The following is a 25,365-nucleotide window of genomic DNA, read 5'->3' as shown; positions in this document are numbered from 1 at the left end:
ACTCCGGGGCTGGGGTATTGAAGCGCCAGCATAACCGATACGCCCGGCCGATGTTCCCTACAAACCGGCCGGATCAGGTCGCGAACAGGGCGGCGGAAAAGGCCTCGCCCGCCGGGGCGGCGCTCTTTGGCCCCAGCACCGCACTGGCCGCCTTGCCCGTGGCCAGCAAACGTCCGCCGACAGCCCGCACATCCTCCACCGACTGGGCCTCCAACTGTTCGGTCATCCAGGCGCTGGCGCGCGGCGCGCCGAAGATCAGGGTCTGGGCGGCGTTGCGCCCCGCCCGGCTCATGGGATTCTCGTCCGACATCCACAGACCCGCCTTCATCACCGCCTTGGCGCGTGACAGTTCCCGGTCAGTGGGGCCGTGCTCGGCCAGCGCCCGCACCTCGGCCGCCGAGACCTCGGCCAGTTCTTTCGCCCGATCCGCCGCCGCCCCGGCGTAGATGCCCAGCACGCCCGCGTCCTCGTACGGCTCCTGATAGGCGTCTATGGCGTAGGCCAGGCCCCGCTCCTCGCGCGCGCTCTGGAACAGGCGCGAGGCCATGCCCCCGCCCAGGATCTCGCCGAACAGCCGCATGGCCGACAGGGCGGGGTCGGTCGCCGACAGGGCCGGAAGTTGGAACACCAGATTGGCCTGTTCGATCTTGCGCGTCAGCTTGGCGTGGCCGCCCACGAAGACGGCCGGGGCCGGGGCGTCGGCCGGCGTGGCGACCGCATCGCCGAACCAGCGCTCGGCCAGGGCCAGCAGTTCGGTCTCGTCCACCGCGCCAGACACCGACACCACCATCCGGTCGGGCGAATACAGCCGCGCGCGCCAGGCCTCGACCGCGGCCTTGTCGGCGGGCTTCAGGCTGGCGACCGAGCCCAGGATGGGGCGGCCCAGCGGCTGTTTGGCGAAGGCGCGGGTCTGGACCATTTCGAACACATGGTCATCGGGCGTGTCGAAGGCCTCGGCGATCTCCTGGGCCACAACATCTTTTTCGCGCACGATCTCGGCGGGGTCCAGCGTGGGGCGAAACACCAGGTCCGACAGCACCTGCATGGCCAGCGGCAGAGAGCCGTCCAGGCCGCGCACCTCGAAACTGGTCCGCTCGTATCCAGTGGAGGCGTTGATCGTGCCGCCCTCGGCCTCGATCCGCTCGACGATCTCGCGCGCGGCCATGTCGCCGGCGCCCTTGAACACCAGATGCTCCAGCAGGTGCGACCAGCCAGAGCGGTCTTCGGCCTCCCAGCGCGCGCCGCCCTTGACGGTGACGACGACGGCCAGGGTCTTCAGCCCCGGCATGGGGTCGCAGACGACGCGGACGCCGTTGGACAGGGTGTGGAGAGAAGTCAGGACTTTAGTCTTTCCTATCGCCGCGCACGCGGTGCGCGGCTGCTTGATGACCGTCTTTCTTTGGTTCGACGGCGAAGCAGGGCCACATAGAAGCCCGCCAGGGCGATCGCCAGTCCGAACCACGTCAGGGCGTATCCGAAATGGTTGTTGGAGAAGGCGGCAGGGGGCGCAGAGGGCCTCAGCGCCGGAAACTCGGGATTGACGGCGGTGACCGCGAAAACGGCCTCGGGCCGCACAGGCCCCGTGACGTTCAGCGCCCTGGCCATGGCGGCGGTGTCGCGCGCGTAGAAGCGGCCGTCCCTCGGCGCGGGACTCATTCCCCCCGGTTTGGGAAAGGTGCGGAACTCGCCCACCAGCACCAGCGGCAAGGTGGTCTCGATCACGCGCGGCCGGGCCGTCACGCCGTCGCCGACGAAGCCCCGGTCGATCAGCACGGTGAAGTCATGACCTGACGGCCGACACGCCGAGATCAGCCGCACCCCGGCCTCGCCGTCATGGATGGACTGCAACTCCACGAAGGGCGCGCTGGCCAGGCCGGGACAGACGATCAGAGCCTTGCGGAACTCCATTTCGCCCTTGGCCAGCACCTGGTCCAGCGGCGCGGGCGGTTTCGCCGCCGCCGCATCGGCCGCCGCGATCAGCCCTTCCTTCCACTTCAGCCGCTCGACCTGCCACACGCCAAGGCCGACCAGCAACACGATGGCCGCCGCCGTCAGAACGGTCAGAATCCAGGGAAAACGCTTCATCGCTGATTCCTGTACTGCAGGCCGATCATCAGCCCCCGCCCCGGCCGGATCAGCGCCAGAGACAGGCCCGCCACCATCGGCAGCCAGACGATCAGATGCAGCCACATGGGCGGGTGAAACTTGATCTCGACGAACAGGGCCGAGAACACCACCACGAAGCCGGCGATCTGCATGATGAAGGTCGCCGGGCCGTCGCCGGTCTGGATGGTCGAGAGGTCCAGATCGCAGACCGCGCAGGCCGGCCGAACCTTCAGGAAACCATCGAACAGCCGCCCCTGGCCGCAGCGCGGGCAGCGCCCCTTCAACGCCGCGCGAACCGGGTGATCGCAAACGACGACGGCGCGGGACGATCCCTCGTCCCGCGCCGTTTCGACAGTCTCAGGCCCGTCTTGGATCAACCGAAGACGACATAGACGAAGGCGAACAGGAACAGCCAGACCACGTCCACGAAGTGCCAGTACCAGGCCGCCGCCTCGAAGCCGAAATGCTTCTGCGGGGTGAAGTCGCCCTTCAGCAGCCGGATCAGGCAGACCGCCAGGAAGATGGTGCCGATCAGGACGTGGAAGCCGTGGAAGCCCGTGGCCATGAAGAAGATCGAACCATACAGGCCCGAGTTGATCGCCTCTTCGTTGAAGAACAGCTTCTCATGCAGGATGTGGTGGTATTCATAGGCCTGGACGCAGGTGAACAGCACGCCCAGCGCCACGGTGATGGCCAGGGCGATCTTGGCGCCCTTTCGGTCCCCGACCTGAATGGCGTGGTGCGCCCAGGTGACGGTGCAGCCGCTGAGCAGCAGGGTCACGGTGTTCAACAGCGGCAGTTGCCACGGCGACAGCACCTCCACGCCCTTCGGCGGCCAGGTCGACCAGGCCTTGGCGGTGTCGGCCCAGGTGCCCACTTCCGGCGTCAGCGCCCGCGATTCGTGGAACAGGGCCATGTCGAAGAACATCCAGAAGAAGGCGACGAAGAACATCACCTCCGACGCGATGAACAGGATCATGCCGTAGCGCAGCCCGATGGAGACGACCGGCGTATGGTCGCCCGCCTTGGATTCCTTGATCACGTCCGACCACCAGCAGAAGGCCGAGATCAGCACGCCCGCCAGGCCGGCGAAGAAGATCCCAGGCTTGCCCTGGGCCAGGAAGTTGGCGGCGATCGGACCGCTGTCGGCCGGGGCCAGACCCTTCATCCAGATCACCGCGCCGATGAACATGATGGTGGCGCCGATGGACGACACCAGCGGCCATGGGCTGGGCGGAACCAGGTGATAGTCGTGCTGCGGAGCGGCGTGCGCGTCGGCCATGCGGTCTCTTCCCCTCAAATCCATCCTCGGCCGAGCCTTTTGTCAGGCCTCGATCCTGTGATGAAGTCGTCTTTTCTTCCGACATAACGGCGTCGAGCGCAACAGGCCAGACGCCGCGTCGCCCCTAATCAAGCCTCGCCGTCAGGCCGCCGGCGCATCCACCGAGGGATAGAAGGTGTAGCTGAGGGTGATCTCGCGCGCGCCCCGCGCCTCGCGGTCGGTGGCCAGTTCGGGGGCGATGAAATACTGCACCGGGAACTGGCGCGTTTCGCCGGCCTTCAGCGTCTGATCGGTGAAGCAGAAGCATTGCAGCTTCTGGAAATACGGCCCCGTATATTCCGGCACGACATTATAGCCGGCCCGCACCTGGATCGGCCGGTCCGAGGTGTTGGTCACGTCGAAATAGGCCAGGCCCGTCTCGCCGATCCGCACGCGCTGGGTCGCCTGTTCGGACCGGAACGTCATGGGCAGGCCCCGGACATTGGTGTCGAACCGCACCAGGACGGTCTGATCCAACACCTGGTCGGGCGCCTTTTCCGCGCGCCGCACCGTGCCGTCGAAGCCCGTGACCTGACAGAACATCCGATAGAGCGGCACCGCCGCGAAGGCCGCGCCCGTCATCCCCATCACGCCCAGCACGCAGACGATGGCGATCAGATTCTTGCGGTCGCTCCTCACGGCTGGGACGTCGCGACGGCGCGCTCCAGCGCGCGTTCGGCCGCCTGGTTCTGCTGCAGCCGCAGGACGGTCGTGGCGAAGACCAGGACGATGAAGGCGACCAGGGCGCTGGCGATCCAGATGTTGCGGCGTTTGCGCGCGCGCATCTCTTCGGGGGTCAGACGCATGGCTTACGCTCCCAGGCCGGCCAGGGCCTCGACCAACAGGGCCGAGAACAGGGCCATCAGATACAGGATGGAAAAGGCGAACAGGTCCCGCGCCGGTTTGGCCTGGGCCTTGACGTCATACAATGCGGCCTCGCGTCCCACGGTGTCGGCCTTGTCCGGCTCGTCGCCCGCGCGCGAGCGGAACAGCCGCCAGGCCAGGCCCAGGAAGCCCAGACCGCCGACGACCGACACGACCAGATAGATCACGCCGCCCAGGCCGACCAGGGCGGGGGCGATGGCGGTCGGCACGAAGATCAGGCTGTAGATCAGGATCTGCAGCCGGGTTGACCGGGCGCCGCGCGCCACCGGCATCATCGGAATGCCCGCCTTGGCGTAATCGCCGGCCGAATACAGCGCCAGGGCCCAGCTGTGCGGCGGGGTCCACAGGAAGATGATGGCGAACAGCAGCCACGCCTGCCACGGCGCATGGCCCGTCGCCGCCGCCCAGCCGATCACCGGGGGAAAGGCGCCCGCCGCCCCGCCGATGACGATGTTCTGCGGCGTCCGGCGCTTCAGCAGCAGGGTGTAGAAGCCGGCGTAGTAGACGATGGTCAGGCCCAGCAGCCCGGCCGCCAGCCAGTTGGCGTTCATGCCCAAGAGCATGACCGAAAACAGGCTCAGGATCACGCCGAACGCCATGGCGTCGTTCTTCCTGACCCGCCCCGCCGCCACCGGCCGGCCGCGCGTGCGGCGCATCAGGGCGTCGGTCTCGCCCTCCAGCGCCATGTTCAGCGCGCCGGCTGCGCCCGCGCCCACGGCGATGCACAGGATGGCGATGGCGGCGACCAGCGGATTGACCGACCCCGGCGCCACGACCAGCCCGGTCGCGGCGGTGAACACCACCAGCGACATCACGCGCGGCTTCAACAGCTGGAAGAAGTCTTCCGGCTGGGCGGTCGAGAGGGCGGGGGGTGTCTGGGCTTGGGTCATCGGTGCGGGCCGCAATAGCACACTGATCAGCAGAAGGCCGCCCTTTCCGATGGAAAGCGCGGCCCGCTGGTCTCAGCTTCGCCGGATGGCGATCAGTGCTCGTCGCCCTTGACCACCGGCAGTTCGTTGAACTGGTGCGTCGGCGGCGGAGAGGACAGGGTCCACTCCAGGGTCGTGGCGCCCTCGCCCCACGGATTGGCCACGCCGGGCCGGCGACGGATCGCCGCCTCGGCCAGCATGATCAGGAACACCACCACGCCGACGGCCGTGATCGCATAGCCGATGGACGAGACGTGGTTCCACAGGGTGAAGGCGTCGGGATAGTCGATGTAGCGGCGCGGCATCCCCTGCAGACCCAGGAAGTGCTGCGGGAAGAAGACCAGGTTGACGCCCACGAACATGATCCAGAAGTGCAGCGCGCCCAGGAACTCGTTGTACTTCACGCCGAACATCTTCTCGAACCAGTAGTAGAAGCCCGCGAAGATGGCGAAGACGGCGCCCAGCGACAGCACATAGTGGAAGTGGGCCACCACATAATAGGTGTCGTGCAGGCTGTAATCGATGCCGGCGTTGGACAGGACCACGCCGGTCACGCCGCCGACGGTGAACAGGAAGATGAAGCCGATCGCCCACAGCATGGGCGTCTTGAAGCTGATCGAGCCGCCCCACATTGTGGCGATCCAGCTGAAGATCTTCACGCCCGTCGGCACCGCGATGATCATGGTGGCGGCGATGAAATAGGCGCGCAGATTGATGCTCATGCCGACGGTGTACATGTGGTGCGCCCACACGATGAAGCCGACGAAGCCGATGGCCACCATGGCGTAGGCCATGGCCAGATAGCCGAACACGGGCTTGCGGCTGAAGGTCGAGACGATGTGGCTGATGATGCCGAAGCCCGGCAGGATCAGGATGTACACTTCCGGGTGGCCGAAGAACCAGAACAGGTGCTGGTACATGATCGGATCGCCGCCGCCGGCGGGATCGAAGAAGTGGGTGTGGAAGTTGCGGTCCGTCAGCAGCATGGTGATGGCGCCGGCCAGGACGGGCAGCGACAGCAGCAGCAGGAAGGCGGTGATCAGCACCGACCAGGCGAACAGCGGCATCCGGTGCAGGGTCATGCCCGGCGCGCGCATGTTCAGGATGGTGGTGATGAAGTTGATCGCGCCCAGGATCGAGCTGGCGCCCGCGACGTGCAGGGCGAAGATGGCTAGGTCGAAGGCGGGACCGACGTGGCCTGAGGTCGACAGCGGCGGATAGGCCGTCCAGCCCCCGCCGAAGCCCTTGCCCGGCCCGCCGTCGACGAACATCGACAGGATCAGCAGGCACCAGGCGGCGACCAGCAGCCAGAAGGAGATGTTGTTCATGCGCGGGAAGGCCATGTCCGGCGCCCCGATCATGATGGGCACGAACCAGTTGCCGAAACCGCCGATCATCGCCGGCATGACCATGAAGAAGATCATGATCAGGGCGTGGGCCGTGACCACGGCGTTGTAGCCGTGCTTGGACTGCTCCACGAGCCCCAAGAGCTGGATCGACGAACCCTCCTTGAAGATCTGGATGCCCGGCTCGGCGAGTTCCCAGCGGATCAGGCCCGACAGGGCGCCGCCCACGATGCCCGCCATGATGGCGAACATCAGATAGAGCGTGCCGATGTCCTTGTGATTGGTCGACAGGAACCAGCGGGTGAAGAAGCCCACCTTGTGGTCGTCGTGATGATGGTGGTCGTGGGCGTGACCGATCTGGGTCGCGTCACGGGTTACGGTAGCGTCAGCCATATGTCTTTTCGCCTCTTACTGGGCGGCCGGCGCGGCGGGCGCCGCGGCGGGAACGGGTTGGGCGCCGGGAGCGCCGGCGGGAGCGGCGGCGGCCGCTTCCGGGGTCGCGGCGGCGGGCGTCTCGGCGGGCGCGGCAGGCGCGGCGGCGGTCGGCGCGGGCTCGGCGGCCTTGGGCGTCATCGACCCGCCCTTGGAGGCCAGCCACTGTTCGAACTGGGCCTGGGTCACGACCCGGATCTCGATGGGCATGAAGGCGTGGTCGACGCCGCACAGCTCGGAGCACTGGCCGTAGAAGACGCCGGTGCGCTCGGCCTTGAACCAGGTGGTGTTGATCCGGCCGGGCACCGCGTCGGTCTTCAGACCGAAGGCCGGCAGGGCCACGGCGTGGATCACGTCCGAGGCGGTGATGACCAGCTGGACCGTCTTGCCGACCGGCACGACCATCGGCTCGGTCGCCGCCAGGCGATAGGGCACGCCCCGCGCCTTGGCCTCGTCCTCTGGCAGCATGTTGGAGATGTATTCCGCCACGCCCTGGTCGGGATATTCATAGGCCCAGTTCCACTGGTTGCCGGTCACCTTCACCGTCAGGTCCGGCGTGGGCATGTCGTGATAGGCGAACAGCAGCCGGAACGAGAACAGCGAAATGCCCGCCAGGATCAGGACCGGCATGACCGTCCAGATGATCTCGATGGTGGTGTTGTGGCTCCAGCGCGCCGGCGTCGGATTGGCCTTCTTGTTGTAGCGGAAGACGATCCAGGCCAGCAGCCCCAGCACCAGGAGGGTGATGGCGGTGATGACGACCAGCAGCCCGTTATGGAAGGCGATGGCGTCATGCTTCAGCGGCGAGGCCGCGGGTTGCAGGTCGATGCCCCCCGGCGTCGGCTGTCCCATCAGATCCTGCGCCCAGGTCGGCGCGGCGGCGAACACCGCCAATCCGGCGCCTAGAACGATGGAGGCCGCAGTCTCCCCCAGCGTCCTCCGGGCTCGCTTGCCCATCCCCATCGGAGTCTTCCCCATAAAACCGTTCTACAGCAGACACTTGCGAATGGCTCGCAAGTAATCACACTGGCGCGATTCCCACGCCCGGCGATCTTTTTGACCTATCGGATCGCCTTCGGCTTGCCAAGCGATCAACGCAGGCGCCGCCGCAAAGCCGCCAAAGATCGGCCATTCGGCGCACTCGATTAAATCGGTGTCATGTTTCGACAGCTACCTTGCACCGCCAGATACCTTGCCGTAATCAATCCCCACACACAGGAGAGATCGCGGTGCCTGAAACCATCGAGATACAGTTGAAGAAGGGAGTGCTGGGCCTATGCGTCCTGGCGCTTCTAAGCCGGGCGGACAGCTACGCCTATGAGATCGCCAGCCGTCTGTCGGACGCGATCGACATGGGCGAAGGCACCATCTACCCCTTGATGCGGCGGATGCAGTCGGAGGGCCAGGTCGAGACCTATCTGGTCGAATCCTCCGCCGGTCCCTCGCGCAAATACTATCGCCTGACCGAGGCGGGTCGCGCGGCTTTGGCCGCCCAGACCGCTGAATGGTCCGCCTTCACCAAGGCCGTCGACGCCATCGTGGCGAACGACGCCGATCAGGGAGCCGCCCAATGACGCGCGCCGATTTCATCAACCGCCTGAAGGACGGGCTGGTCGGCCTGCCGACCACCACGGCCAACGACATCGTCGCCGACTACCAGGCGCATTTCGACGACGGCGTCGCCGCCGGCCGCACCGAGGCCGAGGTCGCCGCCGCCCTGGGCGATCCGGTCCGCCTGGCCCGCGAGCTGAAGGCCGAGGCCGGCATCCAGCGCTGGCATCAGGAAAAGAACCCGTCCGCCGCCGCCGGCGCCGTCTTCGCGGTGCTGGGCCTGGGCGCCCTGGACATCCTGATCCTTCTGCCCCTTCTGATGGGTGTGGTCGGGACGGTGTTCGGCTTCTTCATCGCCGCCATCGGCCTGTTCGTCGCGGGCGGGGTGATCATGGTCGCCGGCCCTTTCGCCGGCTTCCCCGGCGGGCCGTTCGCGGCCATCCTGATGGGCCTTGGCTTCATGGCCGGGTCGGTCTTCATCGGCGCCCTGCTGGCCATATTCACCATCTGGCTGGTCAACGGCGTCGTCTGGTTCGCCCGCCTGCACTATCGCCTGCTCAAGCCCGCGCTTGAGCCCACCCCCGCTCAATCCACGCCTGTTTCGGGAGCTTCGGCATGATCCGCACCCTGTTCATCATCGCCGGCGCCGCCCTGGTGCTGTGCCTGGTCACCGTGGGCGGCGCCCTCGCCATCGGCGGCCACGACCTGCAGCGCCACGGCTGGGCCTGGACTTTCAAGGACGACAACGGCGAGACCGTCCGCTTCGAGCGGGTCAAGGGCGGCGGCGCCGACGATCTGGGTCCCTTCACCACCCGCACCCTGGCCTGGACCGGCGGCGAGACCCTGACCGTCGATTCAAGCGTCGACGTCGAATACATCCAGGGCGACGCCAACTCCGTCGTCGTCACCGGCCCCAAGGCCCTGGCCGACCGGGTGCAGATCGAGGACGGCCGCATTCGCCTGAGCGACGGCGACGAACGGATCGTCTTCGGCTGGAACAGCGGAAACTTCTCGGCCCGTTCGGAACGCGACGAGCTGAAGGTGGTCGTCACCGCCCCCACTGTGCGCCGCTTCGTCTCCAACGGCTCGGGCGACCTGACCATCGCCGGTTTCAACCAGCCGTCCCTGGCGCTGGACGTCTCGGGTTCGGCGGACGTCACGGCGTCCGGCCGGATCCAGACCCTGGACCTGAGCATCAAGGGATCGGGCGACGCCGATCTCAGCGGCCTGTCGACCACGGACGCCAAGGTGGACATCTCGGGCTCAGGCGGCGCCAACATCGCCGCCACGGGCAAGGTGGACGTCGAGATCAACGGCTCGGGCGACGTCACCCTGTCCGGCCGCCCCGCCAAGCTGAACAGCAGCGTGTCCGGCTCCGGCCAGGTCACCCAGGAGTGATCGACCCAAAAGCTCGAACGGTCAGGGGGCTGGTCCAACCAGCCCCCTTTTCTTTTGACGCCCGACCGACCCTTGCGCCTTCACCCCCCGGCCCAGAACCGCTAAGTCGTCGCCATGACCTCCGCCCCCCTTCCCGACGCCGGCGCCAACTGGGTGGACCGCCATGCGCCGGAGGGGCTGAAACCCTGGCTGAAGCTGGGGCGGTTCGACCGGCCCATCGGCATCTGGCTGCTGCTGCTGCCCGGCTGGCAGGGGATCGCCCTGGCCCTGGCGCAGTATCGGCAGCCGCTGGGTCTCTATGATCTGTGGCTGTTCGTCGGCTTCGCTGTCGGCGCCTGTCTGATGCGGGCGGCGGGTTGCGCCTTCAACGACATCGTGGATCGCGACTTCGACGCCAAGGTCGCCCGCACCGCCCAGCGGCCCATTCCGTCCGGCCGGATCAGCGTCAAACAGGCCTGGGCCTTCGTGGTGGCGTGCAGCCTGATCAGTCTGACGATCCTTTTGACCCTGCCGACCGTCGCCATCCTGCTGGGCGTCGGCTCGCTGGCCCTGGTCGCGGCCTATCCCTTCATGAAGCGGATCACCTGGTGGCCCCAGGCCTGGCTTGGCCTGACGTTCAACTGGGGCGCGCTGATGGGGTTCGCCGCCGCCCTGCCGCTGGCGGCGGCCGCGCTGCTTCTGCCCGCCGACATGGCCGGCGAGTTCCGCCCCTTCCTGTGGTCCCCCGCCAGCGACAGCGGCCATGCCGTCGCCTTGGTCTGGGAGGCCTATGCCCCCGCCGTGCTGCTGTGGCTGGGCGGCGTCTTCTGGACCCTGGGCTACGACACGATTTACGCCCTGCAGGACATAGAGGACGACGCCATGATCGGGGTGAAGTCCTCGGCGCGGCGCCTGGCCTCGGCCGTGCGGCCCGGCGTCGCCGTCTTCTATGGCCTGGCGGTCGTTCTGGCCGGCGCGGCCGGGGCGGCGGGCGGGCTGGGGGCCGTCTTCTGGATCGGCCTGGTCGCCTACGCCGGGCAGCTAGCGCGCCAGGTCGTCCGCCTGAACCCCAATGATGGCGCGCATGCGCTGAAACTGTTCAAGTCGAACCGCGAGGCCGGCCTGATCCTGCTGGCCGCCATCGCCCTCGGATTCATCACGCTGTGAAGGAAACCCCCATGACCTCCGCCCCCCGCATCCTGCTGCTGTCCGTCGCCGTCGCCGCGACCCTGGCCGCCTGCCAGCGCCGCGAGGAAAAGGCCCCTGCCCCAAAGGCCGCGCCGGCCCAGGCCGTCGTCGCCGACACCACCCCGGTCGGCTATGAAAGCAAGACACCCTACGCCGACGTCAAACTGACCCTGCCCCAGACGGTCAAGGCGACGCCGGCCCTGCACGCCGCCCTCTACGCCGACATGGTGCGCGACCTGAAGCAGTTCGAGGAGGGCGCCCAGGCCGACCTGACCGAAGCCGGCGGCGGCTCCAACCCCTATGAGAAGTCCATCGCCTTCGCCCCCGGCGCCGAGACCGCGAAACTGGTCAGCCTGGCCCGCACCGATTTCGAGTTCACGGGCGGCGCCCACCCCAACACCAGCTTCGCCTCGGTGATCTGGGACAAGACGACCAACAAGCGGGTGGGCTTCGCCGACCTGTTCCGCCCCGGCGCCGACCTGGCCGTGCTGGACAAGGCCCTGTGCGCCGCCGCCAATGCCGCCAAACAGGCCCGCTCTCCAGGGTCGGAGGCCGCGACCTTGGACGGCAAGATGTGGACCTGCCCCAAGGCCGTCTCCACCCCCTTCTTCCTGACCCCCGGCTCCACGCCCGGCAAGGCGGGAGGCGTGACCTTCCTGGTGGGGCCGTATCAGATCGGCCCCTATTCGGACGGCCCCTACTGGATCGCCCTGCCCCAGAGCGCCTTCCGCGCCCTACTGAACCCCGCCTACGCCGACCAGTTCGACGGCGCCCCGGTCAAGGCCGGCGACGTGACCCCGAAGAACGGCTGACGTCTAAGATCCTCCCCCGCATGCGGGGGAGGATCTGAAGGTTCACTTCGCCAAGAACGCATTCACCAGTTCGGCGAACCGCGCCGGCTGGTCGGCCATGATGAAATGCCGCGATCCATCCACCCGGATCAGCGTCGCGCCGGGCAGGGCCGCATACTCCCGCCCCCACATCGCATCCGCACCGGCCGCCGGGGCCCCGCCGTCCGCGTCGGCGGCGTAAAGCGCCGTCACCGGCGTCGTCATGGCGGCCAGGCCCGACCGGGCGTCGGTGGTCATCACATCCCTCATGGCCGAGGCGACGGCGCGCCGGTCGCTGGCCATCGACCAGGCGACGATGCGCGTCTGTTCTTCAAGTGTCCGCGACAGGGCCTTCGCCGTCGCCTCCTGCTGCGTGCGGAAGCCGGCGTCGTCGGCGCCCAGGATCATGGCGGCCGCCCGGTCCGCGAACGGCCTGACGCTTTCAGCTGTCGCGGTCGGGCCGAACAGGGCGCTGTAGAAGGGCAGGGAATCCACCGTCATCACGCGGCCCACAAGTTCCGGCTGCTGCTGCGCCAGCAACAGGCCGCTCAAGCCGCCTATCGAATGGCCGATCACCGCCGGCCGGTTCAGCCCGGCTTCACGGATATATCGAGCCAGTTCCTCCACTTCCGGCTGGACGAAGGGGCCGTCGCCATGCGTCCAAGCCTCGCCCGCAAACCCGGCCAACTGCACCAGATGCACCCGGTGCGTCGCCTTCAGCCTATCCGCCGTCGCCCGCCACACCTCGCGCGAGGAGGCCAGGCCGGGGATCAGGATCACGTCCGCCCCCTGACCCACGACCTCGACTGACAATCGGTCCGAGACGAATGGCGCGGCGACGACCGCTGGCGTTAGGGATTGGGCGCGCGCCGGTTCGTTGGCGACGCAGCAGGCGATCACGACGCCGATCACAGCGGCGAGGCGCGCAGGCGCGCGCACGCCCCTGCAAGCGCGAGGGAGCTTCAACATGGCAGTCTCCGATTGTAAGGTTATTCTGACTTTTCGGTCAGGCTGAGTGGGGATTTTCGAATATCTCTTCGACCGGCCGCTCGAACGTCGCGGCGATGCGGTAAGCCAGGTCCAGCGACGGGTCGTGCCGCTCGGTCTCCAGCGCGATCACCGCCTGGCGCGAGACGCCCAGCGCCTGGCCCAACTGCTCCTGGGTCCAGCCGCGCTCGACGCGCAACAGCTTCAGACGGTTCTTCATCGACTGGTCTTTATGAAGGGCGAGACGACGCCGAACATCGCCCAGAACACCGGCACGATCAGCCAGGTCTGAAGGTGCGGCGCCCCCGCGAAGCTTTCGCCAAAGCCCCAAAAGGCGGCGGCGGCCAGCGTCAGGCCCGAGGCGACGATGAACCGTTTGGCGGTCACGCCGCGCACGAACTCGTCGCTTTCCCGCATCAGGGCCAAGGTCGCCCAGATCTGGCCGATCACCGGCGCGGACACCGCCGCCGCCAGCCCCCAGGCCGCCGGCTTGCCCATCAGGTCGTCGAAGGCGTCGGTGGTCATCATCGCGACGCAGATCGCGACATAGGGCGCGGTGAACGCCATCGTTCGGATCACATAGCGCCGATGCGCCGAGGTTCCGGTCTTCCATGCGGTGAACATCGCCATCTCCTCCTGTAAGGCCAACCTGACACCGACTCAATGTCATGTCAACCTGACTTTTTGTCAGGACATCTCAACATTCATCCACCGCTTCTCCGCACCCGCCGATGGCGATAGTATGCGCCATGCCCGCCGCCCCGCGCATCGCCCCATCGGTTCTGTTCACGCCCCAGGAATGGGCGCCGTTTCAGAGGCGCGCGGCCTGGGCCGGGCCGCTGCTAGTCGTGCATTGCTGGGTGGTGATCGTCCTGGCCGTGACGGCGGGCGTCGTCCTGCCCTGGCTGACCCCGCTGTGCGTCATGATCGTCGGGACCCGCCAACTGGGCCTGGCCATCTTGATGCACGAGGCGGCGCACGGCGGTCTGTCCAGATCGCCCCGCCTGAACGATTTCCAGGGCCACTGGCTGTGCGCCGTGCCCATCGGCGCCTCCTTGGCGGCCTATCGCCCCTATCACCTGACCCATCACCGTTTCGCCCAGCAGGCCGAGGATCCCGACCTGATGCTGTCGGCGCCCTTCCCCGTCAGCCCGGCCTCCTTGCGGCGAAAGCTGATCCGCGACCTGACGGGCCAGACCTTCTTCAAACAGCGGGTGCTGCTGCCGCTGGCGCAGCGTCGTTCGACACCGCCCGGCGAAGCGACCCACGACTATGAATCCATCGTGACCGGCCGGTCCGTCCTAGCCTTCCTGATCTTCAACGCCGTCCTGCTGGCGGGCTTCGTCGCAGGCGGAATCTGGTGGGCCTTCTTCGCCCTGTGGCTTTTGCCGATGGCGACGTGGTTTCCGATGGTGACGCGACTGAGGAACATCGCCGAACACGCCTGCGTCGAGGGTTCGGCCGTCGACCCTTTTCGCGCCGCCCGCACCACCCGCGCCGCCTGGTGGGAGCGCGCCTTCATCGCCCCCTACTGGGTCAACTTCCACGCCGAACACCACCTGTTCATGCATGTGCCCTGCTGGAAGCTGCCCCGTCTTCACCGCGCCATCCACGCCCGACCGCAGGCCGAGGCCATGGAGGTGTCGCAGGGCTATCTGGACGTGATCCGAACCGCGACCCGCCGCCCTGCATGACGATCACGGACCCCGCCGCCTTCATCCGCGACAATACGCGGCTGCAAACCGTGCCGCACGCGCCGGAGATATCTCTATGGCTGGCGGACGAGATCACACCGATCTGGCGGCTGACGGAGGAGGAGCTGGGCGAGATGGGCCTGCCGCCGCCCTTCTGGGCCTTCGCCTGGGCGGGCGGGCAGGCGCTCAGCCGCTACATCCTGGATCACCCGCATGAGGTCGCGGGCAAGCGTGTGCTGGACTTCGCCGCCGGTTCGGGCCTGGTCGGCGTGGCGGCCATGAAGGCGGGCGCGGCCTCGGTCCTGTGCGCCGACATCGATCCCTTCTGCCAGGCCGCCGTCGCCGCCAATGCCACGGCCAACGATGTGACGCTGGCGTTCACCCAGACCAATCTGCTGGACGCCCCGCCGCCGGAGGTCGAGGTGATCTGCGCCGGCGACATCTGCTACGAACGCCCGATGACCGACGCCGTCCTGGCCTGGCTGGCCTTGGCCCGCGAAAAGGGGACGCGCGTCCTGATCGGCGATCCGGGCCGCACCTATTTCCCGCGCACCGGCCTGGATTTCCTGGCCGAATACCGCGTTCCCACTTCGCGAGAACTGGAGGACCAGGAGATCAAACGGTCCTCCGTCTGGGCCATGCCCTAAGCGGCCCCGCTTTAAGCGGATTGCCCCTGGTGCCGCCCCTCGCCGAATTCCTCGATCATCCTGGCGTTGAAGGCCGGGATGTCGTCGGGGCAGCGGCTGGTGACCAGGCCCTGGTCCACCACCACCTCTTCATTGACCACATCAGCCCCCGCGTTCTTCAGGTCGGTGCGGATGCTCTCGAACGCGGTCATCGTACGCCCCTCGACCACGCCCGCCTCGATCAGCAGCCACGGCGCGTGACAGATGGCGGCGACCGGCTTTCCCGCATCGAAGAAGGCCCGCACGAAGGCCACGGCGTCCGCATCGGCGCGCAGCAGGTCCGGGTTGGCCACCCCGCCCGGCAGCAGCAGGGCCGAATAGGCCGCGGCGTCCGCCGCCGCCACCGCCTTGTCGGCCGTCACCTTGTCCCCCGGCGTCAGATGGTCGAAGCCCTGGAACTCTCCGGCCTTCAGCGACACGATCTCGACCACCGCCCCCGCATCCTTCAGCGCCTTCATCGGTTCATTCAGTTCGATCAGCTCGACGCCGTCGGTCGCCAGGATGGCGACGGTCTTGCCGGAAAGGGTCTGGGCCATGGGACATGCTCCGTTTTGGAAAGGGGTTCGGCGCCATGAACCCACGGCAAGTCAAAGGGTTGCGGCTCCGCTTGGCGCTAACGACCGTCCGCCCCACATATCCCCCATGCGAATGCTCCTGACCCTGACGACACTATTGGCGGCCTCCGCGACGCCCGTTCTGGCCCAGATTTATCCCGCACCCGGCCGCCCCTACGGCGCCTATCCGGGCGGCGTCCCGGCCGCCATCGCGGACCAGCATCGCTATGAGAACGACCGCCTGCGCGCCCAGTCTCAGGCCAACGCCGACCAGGCCCATCAGCAGCAGATCGAGACCCAGCTTCGCCTGCGCGCCATCGAATCCGCGCGCGAACCGACGGCGCCGTCCGCCCTGCCGCCCCGGCCCCTCTACAGCCCCGAACAGGAACGGGCGCTGCGCCAGTCCGCCGCCAAACGCCGCCAGGAAACCGCGCAAGGGGTCAGTCAGATCGACGCCTGGCTGGACCGTCCGCATTAAGGCGACGCATCCCTTCCCTCTCCCCCGCGTTCCGGCCTAGCTTAAGGCAGGGATCAGGCGGAGAACGACATATGCGCTGGCAGGGCGGACGGACGGGCGGCGGGGTCGAGGACCGGCGCGGCATGGGCGGCGGCGCCATTGCAGGCGGCGGCATCGGCGTGGGCGTCCTGGCCCTGATCGGCTATTTCGTCTTCGGCATAGACCCATCCACCACGACCCAGTTGGCCAGCCAGCTGGGCGGGGTCGGCGCCTCGGAACAGCAGGGACAGGTCGGCACGCCCAAGGATCAGGCCGGACGCTTTGTCGATGTGATCGGCAGCAACATCGACGATGTCTGGTCCCAGAAGCTGAAAGGCTATCAACCGCCGAAGGTCGTGATCTACGAACAGGGCACCCAGACCGGCTGCGGCTATGGCCAGTCGGCCATGGGCCCCTTTTACTGCCCCACTGACAAGACCGTCTATCTGGACCTGGGCTTCTGGCAGGAGATGGAGACCCAGCTGGGCGCATCCGGCGCCGACTTCGCCCGCGCCTATGTCATAGCCCATGAGTTCGGCCACCACGTCCAGACCCTGACGGGAACCTCGGATCAGGTTCGCCAGGCCCAACAACGTGCGCGCGGCCAGGGCGAGGCCAATCGGTATTCCGTCGCGCTGGAGCTCCAGGCCGACTGCTACGCCGGTGTCTGGGCCAAGAACGCCGCGGCCGTCTCGAACGGTCAGGTCGCGCTGGAGCCCGGCGACATCGAGGAAGGCATGAAAACCGCCCAGGCCATCGGCGACGACACCCTGCAACGGCGCGGCGGCGGACGTGTCTCGCCCGAAAGCTTCACCCACGGTTCCTCGGCCCAGCGGGTCGAATGGCTGCAGCGCGGCTATCAGTCGGGCGACCCCGCGTCCTGCGACACCTTCGGCGGCGCCTGATCGCCGCCTGTTTCCCACAAAGATTGATTGACTGACGATGCATGACCGCGCCGGAAAGACCGCACGCCCCGAAGACCTGATCGACCTGGACGCCCTGCTCGACGCCTATGAGAGCGTGCGGCCAGACTTGGCCGATCCGACGCAGCGGGTCGTCTTCGGAACCTCGGGCCACAGAGGCTCCAGCCTGGACGGCGCCTTCAACCAGGCCCACATCCTGGCCATCGCGCAATCCATCGCCGAATACCGCTCAGCGCAAGGCGTCGATGGCCCGCTGTTTCTGGCCCGCGACACCCACGGCCTGTCCGAGCCGGCCTTCCGCACCACGCTGGAGGTGCTGGTCGCCAACGGCGTCGAGGTGCTGATCGACGCCCGCGACGGCTTCACCCCGACGCCCGCCGTGTCGCACGCCATCCTGACCCATAACCGCGCGGATGCGCGCCGAAACCCGTCAAGATTGGCGGACGGCGTTCTGATCACCCCGTCGCACAATCCGCCCCGCGACGGCGGCATCAAATACAATCCCCCCTCGGGCGGCCCGGCCGGGGGCGAGGCCACATCCGCCATCGCGGCCCGCGCCAACCAGCTTATCGAGGGCGGCCTGACCGAGGTGCGCCGCGTTCCGTTCGCTCAGGCCCATGCGACGGCCGGCCGGTTCGACTATCTGTCCGCCTATATCGACGACCTGCCCAACGTTCTGAATCTGGACGCCATTCGAAACGCCGGGGTGCGTATCGGCGCCGATCCGCTGGGCGGGGCGGCCGTGGCCTATTGGGGCGAGATCGCAACGCGCCATCGGCTGAACCTGACCGTGGTCAATGACGCCGTCGATCCGCGCTGGGCCTTCATGCCGTTGGACGCCGACGGCAAGATCCGCATGGACTGTTCGTCGCCTTCGGCCATGGCCGGTCTGATCGGCATGATGCAGGGCGGCTCGGCCTACGACGTGGCCTTCGGCAATGACGCCGACGCGGATCGCCACGGCATCGTCACCCCCGACGCCGGCCTGATGAACCCCAACCATTTCCTGGCCGCCGCCATCGCCTATCTGTTCGCCCATCGCCCTGGCTGGGGCGCGGAGGTGGCGGTGGGCAAGACCCTGGTCTCGTCGTCCATGATCGACCGGGTCGTCGCCGGTCTGGGCCGGCAGCTCTTGGAAGTCCCCGTCGGCTTCAAACATTTCGTGCCTGGCCTGTTGGATGGAACGGTCGGCTTCGGCGGCGAGGAATCGGCCGGCGCGTCCTTCCTGCGCCACGATGGAACGGTCTGGACCACCGACAAGGACGGCATCCTGTTGTGCCTGCTCGCCGCCGAGATTCAGGCCCGCACGGGCGAGAGCGCCAGCCAACTTTACGCCGGCCTGACCGACCAGTACGGCGCCCCCGCCTACGCCCGCGTCGACGCTCCCGCCTCCCGCGCGGAAAAGGCGCGCCTGGCCGCGCTCAGCCCCTCTGACGTTTCGGCGACCACCCTGGCCGGGCAGCCCATCGCCGACATCCTGACCAAGGCGCCCGGTAATGGCGAGGCCATCGGCGGCCTGAAGGTCGTCACCGCCGACGCCTGGTTCGCCGCCCGCCCCTCGGGCACCGAGGATGTCTATAAGATCTACGCCGAATCCTTCCTCGGCCCCGATCATCTGACCCAGGTTCAGGACGAGGCCAAGGCCGTGGTGTCCGCCGCTTTGGCGAGTTGAAACCTGCCTAGCCGACCGTGATCTGCATCGGCCGCTCGACGAACAGGCGCGGGCCGCGCAGGTCCAGGATGACGCGGCGATCCTCAAACGCCGCCATCCCCACCAGGGCCTTGGGAAAGCCCGGCACGGCCACGTCGTCATAGATGGCCACGGCCGCCTGCCGATAAAGTTCGTCGCCGATGGTCAGGGTGCGGACGATCACCGTCTCGGCGCCCACCACGCCGCCCAGCACGATGCTCTGGCCCGGCGTCCGCGCGCGCCCGTCCAGCAGGCCCGCAGCCTGCGCCGTCTCGCGCGTGAGGGCCAGCACGGCCGAGGCGCCCGTGTCGATCACCGCATCGACCGCCGCCCCCTCCACCGTGATCGCCGCCTGCAGCGCCTTGCCCGCCCGCGTCACCGCGATGGATGCGGCTCCCGGCGGCGGCGCCCAGCCGTCTCGCGACATCAGCCTGATCCGACGCCGGCGGGTATCCAGTTCCAGGATCAGTTCGCGCAGCACGTCCTGGCCCAGGATCAGAGGCGCGCCCAGTCCCTTGTCGCTGGCCAGCGGCCCCAGACCCAGTATGGCGGCGCGCAAACCGTCCAGCCGCACCGCCTGGGCGCCGCCGATCTGGACGTCCAATGTCGCGCCGCGCCCGACCTGGGCCTGACCGCCGACGCCATAGGCCACCATGGGGATGTCGAACACCTGGGTCAGGCCCAGGGTCGCGACCAGCGAACGGTCGATCACCGAATACTGCGCGCCGGAATCGATCAGCGCCCGCACAGGCCGCCCATTCACCGAGACCTCCACCGTGGGGGTGCTGGCGCGCGGCTCGGCGTAGCCTAGCCAGTCGCTCGCCCCGGCGGCGGGAAAGACCACCGTCGGCGCCTTCCACAGCACATGGTCGCGCAGCCACCAGGCCCCGCCCACGCCCCCGGCGATCAGCCCCAGCCGGATCAGAAGATCGCGTCGTCTCATGCGTCTGACATGGACTGTCGCGGCGGCGGGCGCCAGCGGGGCGATGTCGCAACGCCCGTTCTCTCACCACTTACGCTCCGTCATCCTCACCCCTGTGGCGAGGTTCCATAATCCCGGCATGTCCACAAGATGCGCGAGCGGCAGGACCCCGAGGGTACGGCTCCCAATCAGCGACACAGGCGGCATGAAATTGCCGCGACGCCCCGATTTTGCGCTGTGGATGCGGCCGCACCGTCACAGCACCTGGCAAGCCGACAAAATCATACCTGTATTGGCCAGAAACCGGATGACGCCGCGCCGTTCGCTGGTTACGACCAAGCCGCCATGACGACTTCCAGCGCCCGCTACGTCTCGACCCGAGGCCAATCGCCCGAAACCGATTTCTCCGACGCCCTGCTGCGGGGCATCGCGCCCGACGGCGGCCTCTATATGCCGACCGCCTGGCCCGCCCTGTCGCCCGACGCATGGACCGGCGAGGCGGACTACAAACGCATCGCCCTTCAGGTCCTGACGCCCTTCGTCGGCGACGCCCTGCCGACCGGCGCCCTGGAACGGGCGCTGGATCGGCTGGCGGCCGGCTTCGACCATCCGATGGTCACGCCCCTGGTGGAGCTGGAGCCGGGTCTGTTCGTGCTGGAGCTTTTCCACGGTCCGACCGCGGCCTTCAAGGACCTGGCCATGCAGCTGGTCGCCAGTCTGACGGACGAGGCCTTGGCCGCCTCGGGCGAGCGGCTGACCATTCTGACCGCCACGTCGGGCGACACGGGCGCGGCCGCCGTGCGCGCCTTCGCCGGGGCGAAATCCGTCGATCTGGTCGTGCTGCACCCGCTGGATCGCGTCTCGCCGATCCAGCGCAAACAGATGACGACGGTCCAGGCGGACAATGTGCTGAACCTGGCCGTGCGTGGCGATTTCGACGACTGCCAGCGGTTGGTGAAGGGGCTTCTGGCCGACGACGCCCTGCGCGCGCGGGGCCGCCTGTCGTCGGTCAACTCCATCAACTGGGCGCGGCTGGCGGGTCAGATTCCCTATTATGTCTCCGCCACCGCCCAGTTGGGTCAGGCCGCGACCTTCGTCGTCCCGACCGGCAATTTCGGCGACGCCTTCGCCGGCATCGCCGCGACCCGGATGGGACTGCCGTCTAACGGCTTCGTCGCGGCGGTGAACCAGAACGACGCCCTGGCCCGCGCGCTCAACGACGGCCTCTATTCGCGCCGTCCGGCGGTGGAGAGCGGCAGCGTCTCCATGGATGTTCAGGCGCCGTCCAACTTCGAACGGCTGGTGTTCGAGGCGACCGGCCGCGATGCCGACGCCACCCGCACGGTGTTCGAAAGCTTCGCCCGCGACGGCGCAGCAGCCTTCGATCCGGCCCTGCTGGCGGCCCTCCGCGCCGAGGTTTCGGCCGTCTCGATCGACGAGGACGAGACTCGCGCCGAAATCGCCTACGCCTATGAGGCCTGGGGCCGCGTCATCTGTCCGCACACGGCCGTCGCCCTCGCCGCCGCCCGGCGGCAGGATCGCGCCAAGGGGCCGGTCGTCGCCCTGTCCACCGCCCATCCGTCCAAGTTCGGCGCCTTCGTCTCGAACGTGCTGGGCTTCGAACCCGAGCCCGCAAACGTCGTCGCCGCCCTGGGCGACAAGCCCGAGCGGTTAACGGTCGTCGATGGAACAATGGCGGCGGCGCGGGATGCGGTGGCGGCCTTTTCAGGCCGCCACTGAACCCGAGCTTAGCGTCGACCGCCGCCGGTCAGGGCGCGCAGGAGCAGCAGGCCGACGCCGGCGACCGACAGGGTGGTGACCAGCGGACGCTTGCGCGCCTCGGCCGCGACGGTGCGGGCCTTGTCGCGATAGTCGGCGGGCGCCTTCTCGACCAGGCGATCCACGGCGTCCATGGCCTTGCCGAAGGTCTCCAGCGACTTGCCCTTGGCGTCGTTATAGGCGCCTTCGACCTGCATCTTCTGGTCGCCGACCAGATTGCCGAAAGCCTTCTGCGCCTTGCCCTGCACCTGCGAAGCGGCGCCGTTGATCTGTTCGTCAGTCATGATGTCATCCTCGGGGAGAGCGGCGGTTTTCGCCGTTGATCACAGAAATCCCGGCTGTCGCTTTCGGTTCCCGCAATGGCGCCGCTTCAGGCCATTTCCACCGCCCGCCAGTGGTCCAGGCGGCGCAGGAACACGGCCGGGTCCTTGGGCGTGACCAGGTTGGCCGGGTCGTGAAAGATGCGGTCGTGCAGCCGCGTGACCGTGAAGCGCAGGGCGGCGGCCTCGCCCAGGCGCGGCAGAGCCACGCGCTCGGCGGGGCTCAGGGGCCGCACGGCCTCGTAGCCGCGCTGGAAGGCCGCCAGGGCCTCGGGCATGGGCCGTCCCTCGGCGTCGAAGCCCCAGGCCGACAGGGCGATGGCCAGGTCATAGGCGAAGGCGCCGTCGCAGCCGAAATAGAAGTCGATGACCGCCGACACCGCCCCATCCGCGAACAGCACATTATCGGGGAAGTAGTCGGCGTGGATCGCCCCGCCCGGCAGGTCGTCCGTGAACGGATCGCCCAGCCGCGTCAACGCCGCCTGGACCTGTTTCAACAGCGCCCGGTCCGTATCCGAGGCGCGCGTGAGCCCCCCGGCGCACCGATCCGCCAGTTTCCGCCAGACCGCCGGCCCCACCGGATTGGCGCGACGCAGGGGAAAATCGGCCGCCGTCTGGTGCAGGCGCGCCAGGACCGCGCCCGCCGCCGCCTGATCCGCCGCGTCAGGATGGCGCAGCCAGGCGCCGGTCTTCCATTCGATCACCGCCGCCGCCCGATCGTTCAGCCGCCCCAGCCAGCCGCCCGACCGATCCGAAATCGGCATCGGGCAGGAAAAGCCCCGCCCCGCCAGATGGGCCGTCAGCCCCAGGCAGAACGGCAGGGAGGCGGCGTCGGTCCGCCCCTCGAACAGGGTCAGGACGAACCGTCGCGTCACGCCGTCCTGCTGCGTCTCCAGCCGGTAGTTGGTGTTCTCCACCCCCTCGGCGATGGCGGTCAGCGACACCGCCTCGCCGATGTCATAGCCGGTCAGAAAGGCGCGCGCCTGGTCCAGGGAAACGGAGGTGAAGACGGCCATGGACCTAATTCAGCCCCACATCGGCGCGGCGCGCACGGACGATCTCGGCCAGGTCCGCCATGATGCTCTCGGTCGTGGCCCAGCGCCCGGCGCCGCGCCCGCGACAGCGCCACACCCGGCCGTCAGCGCCATAGACTTTCAGCGCATTGCCCTCGCCGCACAGGTTGGAGAACAGGGGGTCGCCATGGTCGGCGTTCAGCGACACGGACGGGCTGATCACCCCATCCTTCAGATGGGCGGCGCCGATCTGGCGAACCCCGCCCTCGGCGGAGGTTTCCTCGGTCAGGTGGTCGCGCGGCACGTCGCCATCGGGCGACCGGCCGAACGCCTCGTGGCACAGCAGGCGCACCTTGGCCGCCGCATCCAGACCTTCGAGGTCCGACGACGGATCTTCCTCCGCGAAGCCCGCCGCGCGGGCGTCGGCCAGGGCCTCGCTGAAGGCCGCGCCGTCGCCCAGCCGCTCCAGCATGAAGTTGACCGTGCCGTTCAGCACCGCCTCGAACCCGACCACCTCGCCGGCCGCGCGGGCGGCGCGCACCGTTTCGACCATGGGCGCCCCGCCGCCGACCGAGGCCGACCAGAAGACGCGACGGCCGTGCTGTCGGGCCAGGTCCTGCAAGCCGCCGGGATCGCGGCTGACCGCCTGCTTGTTGGCGCTGGCCACGTCGCAGCCCGCCTCCAGCGCGGCGCGGATCACCGCATGACCCGCCTCGCCCTCCGACAGGGCCTCCAACACGATGTCAGGTTTGCGCGACAGCAGGTCGTCGGCGCTGGCCGTGAACAGAGAGGGCGGGCAGGCCACGTCGCGGGCCTTGTTCGGATTGCGCACCAGCACCCCGACGACGTCGTATCGTGGATCGGCCAGCAGCCGGCCCAGCACCCCGCCGCCCACCACGCCGCACCCGGCGACCGCCACCCTCAGCGGCGGCAGGGCCGGGGCCGGCCCGGGGGGCGCCGACTTGTCGCCGATCACCGTGCCGTCCGCCCGGTCCAGCGCCGCCACCTCGATCTCGACCCCACGGCTTTCGCCCAGGTCGATGGCGTCGTGCTGCACCAGGGCCCCGCCCAGCTTGCGCGCCACGTCCCAGGACGCGCGGCGATAGCGCAGGGCCGGGGCCGTCTTGTCGTTGGGATCGTGGTCGTAGAGACCGTCCACATCCTTGACCAGCCGCACCTTCTTCAACCCCAGTTCGGCCGCCAGGAAAACCGCCGTCAGGTCCGATCCGCCGCGTCCCAGCAAGGCCACCCGCCCGTCCGGCCGCACGGCGCCGAAACCGGGCACCACCACAACCTCATGCCGGTCCAGCGCCTGTTTCAGATGATCGGCGCGCAGGCCGCAGGGTCGCGAATGTTCCGGCTCGCCTTCCGCCACAATGCCCAGTTCGCGCACCGACAGGGCGCAGGCGTCCAGGCCGATCCGGTCGCAGGCGATGGCGACCAGGGCCGCCGACTTTTCCTCGCCCAGGGCCACATAGCCGGGCAGCAGGTCGTTGGAATGGGTTAAGCCCAACGCCCGCGCCTCGCTCAGCAGCCGATCCGTCGCCCCGCCGAAGGCCGAGACCACCGCCACCACCTTTCGCCCCGCCCGGACATGACCATAGACGGCCGAGGCCACCAGCGGCGCCTCTGCCGGGCTTCGCAGGATGGACGAGCCGAACTTCAGCACCACGACTTCGGGGGCGGGATCGGCGGCGAGCCGACAATCGGGATTGAGCGGTTCGGATGTCTCTACGACGGCGAGGGAGGCGGACATGGGGTTCTCGGATTTCTGCGTGGAGCGTGGGGTGAAAAGAAAAACCCCGCCTGGCGGACCGGGCGGGGTTCGGGTTCTGCGTTCGCCTGTGTTCGGCGTGCTAAACTCGTCCCGCCCGACTGGGCATGGTGGTGGCGCCGGTCGTGCCGCCGATAATGGTTCCGCCGAGGGTCGCGCCCATGCCGAAGACCGTCGCGGCGAGGCCGGCGACGGTGGTGACTTCGGCGATGAACGAGCGCTGCGGCACGGGACAGGTCCGGTTGAAATCTTGGCCTAGGGTGATTGGCGCACCCCCGGTCTGTCAAGCGGCCGTGGATGATTTTTTCACGACAGCGCCATTTGCGTTCTTTTTGCACCTCGCGTCATCGCCCGAGCCCTGCATTGAGGTCGAATTTTCCGCTTGACCGGTGCCGCCTGTTTGATCAACGTAAAGTCACTCATCAAGACCGGCTGAGGGATTAGGCCCTTTGACGCCGGGGCAACCATCGGGTTCCGCCCGAAACGGTGCCAACTCCTGCGGGGTCCTTCGGGGTCGCGAGAGATGAGTGGAGCATCGACGAGGCGACGCTCCACGATCTGT

General features: G+C 68.3%; 29 protein-coding genes and 1 riboswitch. Of the genes, 11 read left to right on the top strand and 18 right to left on the bottom strand.

The features are described 5' to 3' along the window. Positions 1–73 precede the first annotated feature (73 nt). The 9 genes from ACYX4P_RS06140 to coxB all read right to left on the bottom strand — a co-directional run bounded on the left by ACYX4P_RS06140 (position 74) and on the right by coxB (position 7,997). Positions 74–1,288, bottom strand: a complete 1,215-nt coding sequence (locus ACYX4P_RS06140; protein WP_248117806.1) for a M16 family metallopeptidase — start codon at positions 1,286–1,288, stop codon at positions 74–76. A 65-nt stretch (positions 1,289–1,353) separates the two neighbouring features. Further along, a complete protein-coding gene (locus ACYX4P_RS06135) occupies positions 1,354–2,085 on the bottom strand; it encodes an SURF1 family protein (protein WP_248117808.1) in 732 nt (243 codons plus the stop codon). After that, positions 2,082–2,483, bottom strand: coding sequence for a DUF983 domain-containing protein (locus ACYX4P_RS06130; RefSeq protein WP_282438807.1), 402 nt, complete (start codon positions 2,481–2,483; stop codon positions 2,082–2,084). The genes ACYX4P_RS06135 and ACYX4P_RS06130 overlap by 4 nt, the downstream gene beginning before the upstream one ends. After that, a complete protein-coding gene (locus ACYX4P_RS06125; RefSeq protein WP_248117810.1) occupies positions 2,480–3,388 on the bottom strand; it encodes a cytochrome c oxidase subunit 3 in 909 nt (302 codons plus the stop codon). Before ACYX4P_RS06125 ends, ACYX4P_RS06130 begins: the two co-directional genes overlap by 4 nt. 141 nt (positions 3,389–3,529) lie before the next feature. Further along, positions 3,530–4,015: a cytochrome c oxidase assembly protein gene (locus tag ACYX4P_RS06120; RefSeq protein WP_248118067.1), complete on the bottom strand. Its 486-nt coding sequence runs from the start codon at positions 4,013–4,015 to the stop codon at positions 3,530–3,532. Between the two features lie 47 nt (positions 4,016–4,062). Continuing rightward, positions 4,063–4,233: a hypothetical protein gene (locus tag ACYX4P_RS06115; protein WP_248117811.1), complete on the bottom strand. Its 171-nt coding sequence runs from the start codon at positions 4,231–4,233 to the stop codon at positions 4,063–4,065. A gap of 3 nt (positions 4,234–4,236) precedes the next feature. Then, positions 4,237–5,202, bottom strand: coding sequence for a heme o synthase (cyoE, locus tag ACYX4P_RS06110; protein ID WP_248117813.1), 966 nt, complete (start codon positions 5,200–5,202; stop codon positions 4,237–4,239). A 92-nt stretch (positions 5,203–5,294) separates the two neighbouring features. Further along, complete coding sequence (ctaD, locus tag ACYX4P_RS06105) at positions 5,295–6,980, bottom strand: cytochrome c oxidase subunit I (RefSeq protein ID WP_248117815.1); 1,686 nt, start codon at positions 6,978–6,980, stop codon at positions 5,295–5,297. A gap of 15 nt (positions 6,981–6,995) precedes the next feature. After that, positions 6,996–7,997: a cytochrome c oxidase subunit II gene (coxB, locus tag ACYX4P_RS06100; protein WP_292074526.1), complete on the bottom strand. Its 1,002-nt coding sequence runs from the start codon at positions 7,995–7,997 to the stop codon at positions 6,996–6,998. Positions 7,998–8,248: 251 nt separating this feature from the next. Between coxB and ACYX4P_RS06095 the strand changes: the two genes are divergently transcribed. The 5 genes from ACYX4P_RS06095 to ACYX4P_RS06075 all read left to right on the top strand — a co-directional run bounded on the left by ACYX4P_RS06095 (position 8,249) and on the right by ACYX4P_RS06075 (position 11,947). Beyond that, positions 8,249–8,593 carry a PadR family transcriptional regulator gene (locus ACYX4P_RS06095; protein ID WP_087120506.1) on the top strand — a complete coding sequence of 115 codons (345 nt, stop codon included), beginning with the start codon at positions 8,249–8,251 and terminating at the stop codon, positions 8,591–8,593. After that, positions 8,590–9,189, top strand: a complete 600-nt coding sequence (locus ACYX4P_RS06090) for a DUF1700 domain-containing protein (protein WP_248117817.1) — start codon at positions 8,590–8,592, stop codon at positions 9,187–9,189. Before ACYX4P_RS06095 ends, ACYX4P_RS06090 begins: the two co-directional genes overlap by 4 nt. Continuing rightward, on the top strand, positions 9,186–9,968 hold the full coding sequence (locus tag ACYX4P_RS06085; RefSeq protein WP_248117819.1) for a GIN domain-containing protein: 783 nt from the start codon (positions 9,186–9,188) through the stop codon (positions 9,966–9,968). Before ACYX4P_RS06090 ends, ACYX4P_RS06085 begins: the two co-directional genes overlap by 4 nt. A gap of 114 nt (positions 9,969–10,082) precedes the next feature. Beyond that, positions 10,083–11,114: a UbiA family prenyltransferase gene (locus ACYX4P_RS06080; RefSeq protein WP_248117821.1), complete on the top strand. Its 1,032-nt coding sequence runs from the start codon at positions 10,083–10,085 to the stop codon at positions 11,112–11,114. Between the two features lie 11 nt (positions 11,115–11,125). Continuing rightward, positions 11,126–11,947 carry a DUF3298 and DUF4163 domain-containing protein gene (locus ACYX4P_RS06075; RefSeq protein ID WP_248117823.1) on the top strand — a complete coding sequence of 274 codons (822 nt, stop codon included), beginning with the start codon at positions 11,126–11,128 and terminating at the stop codon, positions 11,945–11,947. A gap of 42 nt (positions 11,948–11,989) precedes the next feature. Here ACYX4P_RS06075 and ACYX4P_RS06070 read toward each other — a convergent pair whose 3' ends face one another. Genes ACYX4P_RS06070 through ACYX4P_RS06060 form a run of 3 tightly spaced genes read right to left on the bottom strand, consistent with a single transcriptional unit; the run spans position 11,990 to position 13,576 of the window. Next, entirely contained in the window at positions 11,990–12,934 is a 945-nt protein-coding gene (locus ACYX4P_RS06070) for an alpha/beta fold hydrolase (protein WP_248117825.1), read from the bottom strand. A gap of 37 nt (positions 12,935–12,971) precedes the next feature. Beyond that, positions 12,972–13,172, bottom strand: coding sequence for a helix-turn-helix transcriptional regulator (locus tag ACYX4P_RS06065; protein WP_248117827.1), 201 nt, complete (start codon positions 13,170–13,172; stop codon positions 12,972–12,974). Beyond that, positions 13,169–13,576 carry a DUF677 domain-containing protein gene (locus tag ACYX4P_RS06060; RefSeq protein ID WP_248117829.1) on the bottom strand — a complete coding sequence of 136 codons (408 nt, stop codon included), beginning with the start codon at positions 13,574–13,576 and terminating at the stop codon, positions 13,169–13,171. The genes ACYX4P_RS06065 and ACYX4P_RS06060 overlap by 4 nt, the downstream gene beginning before the upstream one ends. 125 nt (positions 13,577–13,701) lie before the next feature. On the opposite strand from ACYX4P_RS06060, the gene ACYX4P_RS06055 reads away from it, so the two are divergent. Then, positions 13,702–14,646 carry a fatty acid desaturase family protein gene (locus tag ACYX4P_RS06055; RefSeq protein ID WP_248117831.1) on the top strand — a complete coding sequence of 315 codons (945 nt, stop codon included), beginning with the start codon at positions 13,702–13,704 and terminating at the stop codon, positions 14,644–14,646. After that, entirely contained in the window at positions 14,643–15,293 is a 651-nt protein-coding gene (locus tag ACYX4P_RS06050; RefSeq protein WP_248117833.1) for a class I SAM-dependent methyltransferase, read from the top strand. The genes ACYX4P_RS06055 and ACYX4P_RS06050 overlap by 4 nt, the downstream gene beginning before the upstream one ends. An 11-nt stretch (positions 15,294–15,304) precedes the next feature. Here ACYX4P_RS06050 and ACYX4P_RS06045 read toward each other — a convergent pair whose 3' ends face one another. After that, positions 15,305–15,868: a type 1 glutamine amidotransferase domain-containing protein gene (locus ACYX4P_RS06045; protein WP_248117835.1), complete on the bottom strand. Its 564-nt coding sequence runs from the start codon at positions 15,866–15,868 to the stop codon at positions 15,305–15,307. A gap of 106 nt (positions 15,869–15,974) precedes the next feature. Between ACYX4P_RS06045 and ACYX4P_RS06040 the strand changes: the two genes are divergently transcribed. From ACYX4P_RS06040 to pgm, 3 genes are all read left to right on the top strand, one after another. Next, entirely contained in the window at positions 15,975–16,364 is a 390-nt protein-coding gene (locus tag ACYX4P_RS06040) for a hypothetical protein (RefSeq protein ID WP_248117837.1), read from the top strand. 71 nt (positions 16,365–16,435) lie between these two features. Continuing rightward, positions 16,436–17,287 carry a KPN_02809 family neutral zinc metallopeptidase gene (ypfJ, locus tag ACYX4P_RS06035; RefSeq protein ID WP_248117839.1) on the top strand — a complete coding sequence of 284 codons (852 nt, stop codon included), beginning with the start codon at positions 16,436–16,438 and terminating at the stop codon, positions 17,285–17,287. A 37-nt stretch (positions 17,288–17,324) separates the two neighbouring features. Then, the gene (gene pgm, locus ACYX4P_RS06030; RefSeq protein ID WP_248117841.1) at positions 17,325–18,977 is read left to right on the top strand and encodes a phosphoglucomutase (alpha-D-glucose-1,6-bisphosphate-dependent); all 1,653 of its coding nucleotides are present in this window, start codon (positions 17,325–17,327) and stop codon (positions 18,975–18,977) included. Positions 18,978–18,984: 7 nt separating this feature from the next. Here the strand turns inward: pgm and ACYX4P_RS06025 are convergent, their stop codons facing one another. Continuing rightward, a complete protein-coding gene (locus ACYX4P_RS06025; protein WP_248117843.1) occupies positions 18,985–19,938 on the bottom strand; it encodes a retropepsin-like aspartic protease in 954 nt (317 codons plus the stop codon). Positions 19,939–20,262: 324 nt separating this feature from the next. Between ACYX4P_RS06025 and thrC the strand changes: the two genes are divergently transcribed. Then, on the top strand, positions 20,263–21,657 hold the full coding sequence (gene thrC, locus ACYX4P_RS06020; RefSeq protein WP_248117845.1) for a threonine synthase: 1,395 nt from the start codon (positions 20,263–20,265) through the stop codon (positions 21,655–21,657). A gap of 8 nt (positions 21,658–21,665) precedes the next feature. On the opposite strand, the gene ACYX4P_RS06015 is transcribed toward thrC, so the two are convergent. The 4 genes from ACYX4P_RS06015 to ACYX4P_RS06000 form a co-directional block, all read right to left on the bottom strand. Beyond that, the gene (locus ACYX4P_RS06015; protein ID WP_248117847.1) at positions 21,666–21,980 is read right to left on the bottom strand and encodes a CsbD family protein; all 315 of its coding nucleotides are present in this window, start codon (positions 21,978–21,980) and stop codon (positions 21,666–21,668) included. Positions 21,981–22,066: 86 nt separating this feature from the next. Next, positions 22,067–23,032, bottom strand: a complete 966-nt coding sequence (gene thrB / locus ACYX4P_RS06010) for a homoserine kinase (RefSeq protein ID WP_248117849.1) — start codon at positions 23,030–23,032, stop codon at positions 22,067–22,069. Positions 23,033–23,036: 4 nt separating this feature from the next. Continuing rightward, complete coding sequence (locus ACYX4P_RS06005) at positions 23,037–24,785, bottom strand: amino acid kinase family protein (RefSeq protein WP_248117851.1); 1,749 nt, start codon at positions 24,783–24,785, stop codon at positions 23,037–23,039. Between the two features lie 100 nt (positions 24,786–24,885). After that, positions 24,886–25,032 (bottom strand): hypothetical protein, encoded by a 147-nt coding sequence (locus ACYX4P_RS06000; protein WP_248117853.1) that lies wholly within the window; start codon positions 25,030–25,032, stop codon positions 24,886–24,888. A gap of 187 nt (positions 25,033–25,219) precedes the next feature. Further along, positions 25,220–25,333, top strand: a riboswitch (SAM riboswitch). Positions 25,334–25,365: the final 32 nt, after the last annotated feature.

The sequence above is a fragment of the Brevundimonas sp. ABV4_179 genome (assembly GCF_056311945.1).
This window is presented reverse-complemented; position numbering and strand designations above follow the sequence as displayed.